The sequence below is a fragment of the Modestobacter sp. SYSU DS0657 genome (genome assembly GCF_054050925.1).
In genome coordinates, this window is record NZ_JBJHAG010000002.1 from 268,192 (window position 1) to 275,596 (window position 7,405).

The 7,405-nt window shown below is 75.1% G+C and carries 5 protein-coding genes and 2 tRNA genes; 4 read left to right on the forward strand and 3 right to left on the reverse strand.

Going from position 1 to position 7,405, the window contains the following annotated elements:
* Positions 1 to 82 precede the first annotated feature (82 nt).
* The 4 genes from ACI79A_RS02655 to ACI79A_RS02670 all read left to right on the forward strand — a co-directional run bounded on the left by ACI79A_RS02655 (position 83) and on the right by ACI79A_RS02670 (position 4,755).
* A complete protein-coding gene (locus ACI79A_RS02655) occupies positions 83 to 1,294 on the forward strand; it encodes an MFS transporter (protein WP_457079633.1) in 1,212 nt (403 codons plus the stop codon).
* 298 nt (positions 1,295 to 1,592) lie between these two features.
* Positions 1,593 to 1,682, forward strand: a tRNA-Ser gene (locus ACI79A_RS02660).
* 18 nt (positions 1,683 to 1,700) lie between these two features.
* Positions 1,701 to 1,773: transfer RNA gene (locus ACI79A_RS02665), tRNA-Arg, on the forward strand.
* Positions 1,774 to 1,932: 159 nt separating this feature from the next.
* Positions 1,933 to 4,755 (forward strand): transglycosylase domain-containing protein, encoded by a 2,823-nt coding sequence (locus ACI79A_RS02670; RefSeq protein WP_457079635.1) that lies wholly within the window; start codon positions 1,933 to 1,935, stop codon positions 4,753 to 4,755.
* Positions 4,756 to 4,885: 130 nt separating this feature from the next.
* Here the strand turns inward: ACI79A_RS02670 and ACI79A_RS02675 are convergent, their stop codons facing one another.
* From ACI79A_RS02675 to ACI79A_RS02685, 3 genes are read right to left on the reverse strand one after another with little or no spacing between them, the layout of a single operon-like run.
* Positions 4,886 to 5,797 carry a universal stress protein gene (locus tag ACI79A_RS02675; protein WP_457079637.1) on the reverse strand — a complete coding sequence of 304 codons (912 nt, stop codon included), beginning with the start codon at positions 5,795 to 5,797 and terminating at the stop codon, positions 4,886 to 4,888.
* Positions 5,794 to 7,203 carry an amino acid permease gene (locus ACI79A_RS02680; protein ID WP_457079639.1) on the reverse strand — a complete coding sequence of 470 codons (1,410 nt, stop codon included), beginning with the start codon at positions 7,201 to 7,203 and terminating at the stop codon, positions 5,794 to 5,796. Before ACI79A_RS02680 ends, ACI79A_RS02675 begins: the two co-directional genes overlap by 4 nt.
* A 44-nt stretch (positions 7,204 to 7,247) precedes the next feature.
* Positions 7,248 to 7,391, reverse strand: a complete 144-nt coding sequence (locus ACI79A_RS02685) for an alpha-hydroxy-acid oxidizing protein (RefSeq protein WP_457079655.1) — start codon at positions 7,389 to 7,391, stop codon at positions 7,248 to 7,250.
* Between the last annotated feature and the right edge of the window lie 14 nt (positions 7,392 to 7,405).

Consider the following 7,405-nt stretch of genomic DNA (forward strand, 5'->3'; position numbering starts at 1 on the left):
ACCTCCGAAATCTGTAGGCGGTCAACGTCTGTTCGACCCCTACGGATTCCCTGCCTCGCACGACCCCGAAGTGAGCAGAGCCATGCGTTCGTACCTCGCCGTGTGGCGGCTCCCGTCCGCCCCCGTGCTGTTGCTGGCCGGGTTCGCCGGCCGGCTGCCGTCGTCCATGATCCCCCTCGCGCTGCTGCTCATGGTGCAGCGGCAGACCGGCTCCTACGCGGTCGCCGGTGGGGTGTCGGCGATGTTCGGGATCGCGACGGCCGTGATGGCCCCGGTGCTCGGCCGGCTGGCCGACCGTCGCAGCCCGCGGCGGGTGCTGCTCGTGCAGGCCGTCGTCCACCCCGTGCTGCTCGGGGCGGGGGCCCTCGTGGTGCTCGGCGGGGCCCCGGTGTGGGCGATGCTGCTGGCCGCCGCCGGGATCGGCGCCAGCACGCCGCTGGTGTCGGGCACGGTGCGCGCGCTGTGGTCGCGGGTCGACCCGCGCGTGCGCCCGACCGCCTACGCGCTGGACGCCACCGCGACCGAGCTGGTGTTCGTCGCCGGCCCCACGCTCGTCGCCGCGCTCACCTTCCTCGCCCGCCCGTCGGTCGCCCTCGCCGTGGCCGGCGTGCTCGGGGTGGCCGGGGCGCTGGGCATCGCGACCAGCCGGGCGATGCGCGCCTGGCGGCCGGTGGCCGCCGACGGCCCGCGCCGGCTGTTCGCCACCGTCACCACCCCGGGCATGCCGCGGGTGCTGCTCAGCGGCACGGCGCTGATGGTCGGCATCGGCGCCCTCGAGGTCGCGGTTCCGGCGTTCGCCTCGGCCGCCGGCAGCCCGGGGATGTCCGGGGTGCTGCTCGCGGTGTGGGCCCTCGGCTCGTCGCTGGGCGGCCTCTGGTTCGGCGCCCGGGTGCTGAGCGTCTCGCTGCCCCGCCAGTACCGCTGGGGGATGCTCGGCATCACCCTCGGACTGGCGCCGCTGGCCGCCGTGTCGAGCCCGTGGCTGCTCGGCGTGCTGCTCTTCCTGGGCGGGACGGCGATCGCCCCCACGCTGACCGTGCAGAGCTCGCTGGTCGGGGCGATCGCCCCGGCGTCGGCGACCACCGAGGCCTTCACCTGGCTCTCCACCGTCTCCTTCGGCGCCTCGGCGATCGGGGCGGCCGCCGGCGGTGCGCTGATCGAGACCTCGGCCGGGGTGTCCGGCGCGCTGGTCCTCGCCACCGCGGCGGCGGGGGTCGCGGTGGCGGTCACGCTGCTGCCGGGGCGTCGTCCGTCGGTGCCCGCGGCGCCGCGGCGGGACGTCGTCCCCGCCTGAGGGGCACCTGCTGGACAGTCGTGCTCTGCCCACCCCGGGTGGGCAGAGCGCGAAGGCGGCTCTCCGGAGTCGTCCTGCGGAGAGTCGTGGTCTGTCCGCGGGTGGTGGGCAGACCGCGAAGGCCGCCTCCCCGGTGTTCCTGCGTGGCGGGTCGTGGTATGCCCACAGGTGGTGGGCAGACCACGACTGTGCGGGAGGCGGTCCTGTCGGGGAAGGTGGTCGGCGGACCCCCGTTGGGACTCCCCGTGAGGCGCTGGTAGCCTTCTTTCTCGGTGGTTCCGGGGTAACTCGGAATCCGGGAGGCTTCGCCTAGTCCGGTCTATGGCGCCGCACTGCTAATGCGGTTTGGGGTAACCCCCCATCCCGGGTTCAAATCCCGGAGCCTCCGCGCAACAACTGAACACAGGCACCCGTAGCTCAACGGATAGAGCATCTGACTACGGATCAGAAGGTTAGGGGTTCGAGTCCCTTCGGGTGCACGTCTGGTTGAGACAGCGCACGGCCCCGTTCTCCTCGGAGAGCGGGGCCGTTCGTCCGTCCGGCCCCCTCGCGAGGCCGCTGCGGCACATGACGGTCGCGTTGCGATCCCCGCATCCACGCATCCCCACCCCTCCTGGTGAGCAGTGCAGTCGGGTTCGGTGGGCGCCCGCCCACTCGCCGAGGCGCCGGGGGTGTCGGTCATCGCCAGGGAGTCGCAGCCGTGGCTGCTGCCGGACGTCGAGCCCGCGCGCGGGCGTCGCCGGGCTCCCGGCGGGGTGCTGCTGCGCCTGCTGCTGGCCGTCGTCCTGGCCGGTGGGCTCGTGGCCGGCGTGCTCGCCCCGTGGCTGGCCGGCGTCGGCATCGCCGCCAAGCAGGGCGGTGCGCTGGTGCAGCCGCTGGACGACCCGGCCGTCGACGACCGGCTGCCCGGCAACACCCGGGTGCTCGCTGCCGACGGCTCGCTGATCACCGAGTTCTACCGGCGCAACCGCACCCCGGTCCCGGGTGAGCAGATCGCCGAGGTGGCCAAGGACGCCCTCGTCGCGATCGAGGACGAGCGCTTCCGCGACCACCCCGGCGTCGACCCCCGCGGGCTGACCCGGGCACTGCTGCGCAACATCGCCGCCGGCGAGGTCTCCGAGGGCGGGTCGACGATCACCCAGCAGCTGGTCAAGCAGTTGCGGCTGCAGACCGCGCAGGACGCCGCCGGCCGCGCCGACGCCACCGCCGACACCCTCGGCCGCAAGCTCAGCGAGGCGCAGATCGCGCTGGCGCTCGAGGAGCGCTACACCAAGGACGAGATCCTCACCCGTTACCTGAACACCGTCTACTACGGCAACGGCGCCTACGGCATCGCCGCCGCCGCGCAGCGCTACTTCGCCACCACCGCCGACCAGCTCACCGCCGCGCAGGGGGCGCTGCTGGCCGGACTGGTCCGCAGCCCCTCGCTCTACGACCCGGTGACCGCCCCCGAGCGGGCGCTCGCCCGGCGCGACCTGGTGCTGACCCGGATGGCCGAGGTCGGGCTGCTCGACCCTGCCGCCGCCGAGGCCGCCCGCGCCGAGCCGCTCGGCATCGTCGACGGCGGCACCCCGCCCAACGGCTGCACCGACGCGCGGATCGGCGGCTTCTTCTGCGGCCACCTGCTCGACGAGTTGGCCGACCGCTACGGCCTCACCCCCGACCGCCTGCAGGCCGGCGGGCTCACCATCCGCACCACCTTGGACCCCGCGCTGCAGCAGGCCGCCGACGCCGCCGTCCGGCAGGAGCTGGACACCACCGACCCGCGGGCCGGCATCTTCGTCGCCGTCCAGCCGGGCACCGGGCGGGTGCTGGCGATGGCGGTCAACCGCGAGTACGGCCTGGACGAGAGCGATCCCGCGCAGACCACCGTCGTCCTCCCCTCCGTCGCGGGCCAGGGCACCGGCTCCACCTACAAGGTGTTCACCGCGGTCGCCGCGATGGAGGCCGGCTACGGCCTCGACCTGGAACTGCGCACCGACGATCCGTACGTCTCCAGCGTCTACCGGGACGGCGACGAGCCCTACGACGTGCAGAACGCCGGCCGTTTCCCGGCCCGGCTGGACATGGAGGAGGCGCTCTACCGCTCCTCCAACACCTACTTCCTGGCGCTGGAGGACCTGCTCGGCAGCGTCGAGGGGCCGGTGCGCGTCGCCCAGCGGATGGGCCTGCGCAGCCTCGACCCGGTGGCCGACCAGGTCGTGGCAGAGAACCGCGGTTCGTTCACCTTCGGCGCCGAGCCGACCAGCCCGCTCGCCCTCACCAACGCCTACGCCACCCTCGCCGCCGGCGGCACCGCCTGCCGCCCGCTGCTGGTGGAGGAGGTGCTCGACCGCACCGGCCAGCCGCTGACCGGCCCGGAGGGCCAGCCCCTCGGCGGGCAGCCCGAGTGCACGCCCGAGGCGATCGCACCGGGCATCGCCGCCACGGTGAGCCAGGCGCTGCGCAAGGACGTCGAGCCGGGCCACCCGGGCCAGACCGGTCGCCGGGCGTACGTGCCCGGCCACGAGATCGCCGGCAAGACCGGCACCTCGCAGGACAACTACTCGGCGACCTTCGTCGGGTACACGCCCGAGTTCGCGGCCGGGGTCATGGTCTACGACCCGCGGGAGAACCGGGACGTCGGCAGCTTCGGCGGCGGCATCCCGGCGACGATCTGGCGGGAGGCGATGACACCGGTGCTCTCCGGCCGTCCTGCCGCGCCCTTCCCGCCGGCCGACCCGGAGTACCTGCGCGGCGCGAGCGCCGAGGTCCCCCGTGGCTGCGTCGGCAACGGGGCGACCGCCTGCCGGTCGCTGCTGGCGGAGGCGGGCTACGAGCCGGTGCGCCGGGTCGTCGACGCCGCGGTGCCGGCCGGCCGCGTCGTGGGGCTCCGGCCCGCCGCCGGGACGCCGGTGCCGCCCGGGCAGCAGGTCGTGCTGCTGGTGAGCAACGGCGCCCGGTACAGCCCGCCGCGCCCGACGCCGACCCCGGAACCAGCTCCCGAGCCGGACCCCGCTCCTGCCCCGGAACCAGCTCCCGAGCCCAGCCCCGAGCCCGCGCCGGAGCCGACGCCTACGCCGGAGCCCAGTCCGGAGCCCGCGCCGGAGCCGACGCCTACGCCGGAGCCCAGTCCGGAGCCCGCGCCGGAGCCGACGCCTACGCCGGAGCCCAGTCCGGAGCCCGCGCCGGAGCCGACGCCTACGCCGGAGCCCAGTCCGGAGCCCGCGCCGGAGCCGACGCCTACGCCGGAGCCCAGCCCCGAGCCCGCGCCGGAACCGACGCCTACGCCGGAGCCGAGCCCGGAGCCCAGCCCCGAGTTGGAGCCCAGCCCCGAGCCCGAGCCCGGCCCCGAGCCAGAGCCCAGCCCCGAGCCGGAGCCCGAGCCGAGCCCGGAACCGGAGCCCGAGCCCAGCCCGGAACCGGCTCCGGGACCCGCGCCGACCGCTGCGCCGGGCGAGGGGCAGTCGCCGGGTGAGTGATCGGAGCTGGCGGGCGGGGGGCCGGTCCTGACGGTCTGGCCGCGTTGGTCGGTCCCTCCAGCAGTGGAGGGCCATTGGTAGCCGGCTTCCCCCGCCCGCAGCCGACTGTGACTCAGACCACACTCGGACGTCAAGAGCGTGACGGCGTGCCGTCCGCGCCACGCGGGACGACGATCACCGACACCGGGGCGGCGCGCACGATCGTCGTCGCCGTCGACCCGAGGAAGACCCGGGCCAGCGGGCCCAGTCGCGACGAGCCGACCACCAGCACGTCACCCGACTCCCACGGCACGGCCGCCACCGCCCCCGCCCAGCCGGTCCCGCGGGCCAGGATCGTCTCCGGGGCAGACCCCGGGCCCGCCCAGCTGCCGACGACCTCGTCCAGCGAGCCGCGCGCCTGCCCTGCCCACTCCTCGCTCACCAGCTGCTCGACCCGCAGCCCGGTCTCCGAGGGCAGCATCGCGGCTCGCTCGGGCACGAAGGTGACCATCCGCACCGGCACGCCCCAGCGTTCGGCCGCCGCCCGGGTGGTGGCCAGCGCCTCGCGTGAGCGCGCCGTCCCCGCCCAGGCGCAGGTCAGCCGGGTCGGCGGCCCCTGGCAGACCCAGTCCCGCGGGGCCAGCGCGAGCGGCACCGGCGAACTGTGCAGCAGCCGCTCGGCCACCGATCCCGCGGAGAACCGGCCCGGCGACGCCGCCGCGGCCGCACCCAGCACGAGCAGCCGCGCCCGGTACCGGTGCACCGCCTCGACCAGCCCCGCGGGCACCGACGCCCCCGGCACGACCGCGGTGCGCACGTCGTCCACCCCGGCGCGGCGCAACCCGGTCACCGCCTCGGCCTGGCGGGTCGCGGTCAGCGCCGCCCGCCACTGCCGGTACTCCCGGTCGATGCGGGAGGCGATCGCGCTGATCGGGCCCGGCGGCACCACGGTCGCCACGACGGCGGGGGAGTCCTCGGCCAGCGCGAGCCCGGCGGCCAGCTGGAGCGCGGCGTCGTCCCCGGTGCCGTGCTCGGCGGCCTCCCAGCCCAGCAGCACCGTCATCGCGTCGTCGTCCGGAGCGCGGAGTGGGTGCGGGCGTAGGTGACGTAGAGGACGGCGGCGATCGTCAGCCAGCCGGCGAACAACAGCCAGGTCGTGGCCGACAGCCCGGTGATCAGGTACAGGCAGAACGCCACCGACAGCACCGGCACCACCGGGTAGCCGGGCACCCGGAAGCCGCGCGGCAGGTCGGGCCGGGTGCGCCGCAGCACGACCACCCCCACCGAGACGACGGAGAACGCGACGAGCGTGCCCATGCTGGTCAGGTCGACGAGGAAGTCCAGCGGCAGGAAGCCGGCCAGTGCGGCGACGAACGCCGCCACCGCGACGGTGCCGCGCAGCGGGGTGAGCGTGCGCGGGTCGACCCGGCTGAACAGCGGGGGCACCATCCCGTCGCGGCTCATCGTGAACAGGATGCGGGTCTGCCCGTACATCGTCACCAGCGTCACCGAGAAGATCGACACCACCGCTCCGGCAGCCAGCACGATGCCCGGCCAGCTCGACCCGGTGACCCGCTCGAGGATCACCGCGAGCCCCGCCTCCTGGCCGGCGAACTCCCCGGCCGGCTGCGCACCGACCGCGGCCACGGCCACCAGCAGGTAGGCGACGGTGACGACGACGAGCGCGCCGATGATCGCCAGCGGCAGGGTGCGCCGCGGGTCGCGGACCTCCTCACCGGCGGTCGAGACGGCGTCCAGCCCGATGAAGGAGAAGAAGATCGACGACGCCGCGACGCTGATCCCCGCGGCGCCGAGCGGAGCGAACGGGGTGAGGTTGCCGCCGTCGAAGCCGCTGAAGGCGATGACGACGAACAGCAGCAGCACGGCCACCTTGACCGCCACCATCACCGCGTTGGCGCGGGCCGACTCACTGGCACCGCGCACCAGCAGCAGCGAGCACAGGGTGACCAGCACGATCGCCGGCAGGTTGACCACCCCGCCGGCACCGGGGGACGCGGACAGGGCCTCGGGGATGCGCGCGCCGAGGACGTCGTCGAGGAGCTGGTTCAGGTACTCGCTCCAGCCCACCGACACCGCCGCGGAGCTGACCGCGTACTCCAGCAGCAGGCACCAGCCCACCACGTAGGCGACGACCTCACCGAGGGTGGCGTAGGCGTAGGAGTACGAGCTGCCCGCCACCGGGATGCTGGAGGCGAGCTCGGCGTAGCAGAGGGCGGTGAAGCCGGCGGTCACCGCGGCGATCACGAAGCTGACGATGACCGCCGGGCCGGCCTCGGGCACCGCCGTCGACAGCACGAAGAAGATGCCGGTGCCGATGGTGGCGCCGATGCCGAAGCTCATCAGCTGCAGCGGACCGATCCGGCGGGCGAGCTCCCCCTCCCCGTCGGCGTCCGCCAGCGACACCGGCTTGCGCCGGAACAGCTGGGCGCGCAACGAGGGGGCGGTCACCAGGGAACTGTGCCGCCTCCGCGCTGCGTCGACCACCGCAGGCGTCAGGGGCGGCGGACGAGGACCTCCGGGGTCAGCTGGTCGACGGCGGTGTGGCCGGTCAGGCCCAGGGTGAGGTCGAACTCCCCGAGCACGTCCTCGACCACCTGGCGCACGCCGGCCTCCCCGGCCAGGCCCAGCCCCCACACCCACGGCCGGCCCA

Excerpts from the sequence above, each read along its gene's own strand:
- ACI79A_RS02655 (WP_457079633.1), top strand. The coding sequence starts at position 83 with ATGCGTTCGTACCTCGCCGTGTGGCGGCTCCCGTCCGCCCCCGTGCTG.
- ACI79A_RS02675 (WP_457079637.1), bottom strand. The coding sequence starts at position 5,797 with ATGACGGTGCTGCTGGGCTGGGAGGCCGCCGAGCACGGCACCGGGGAC.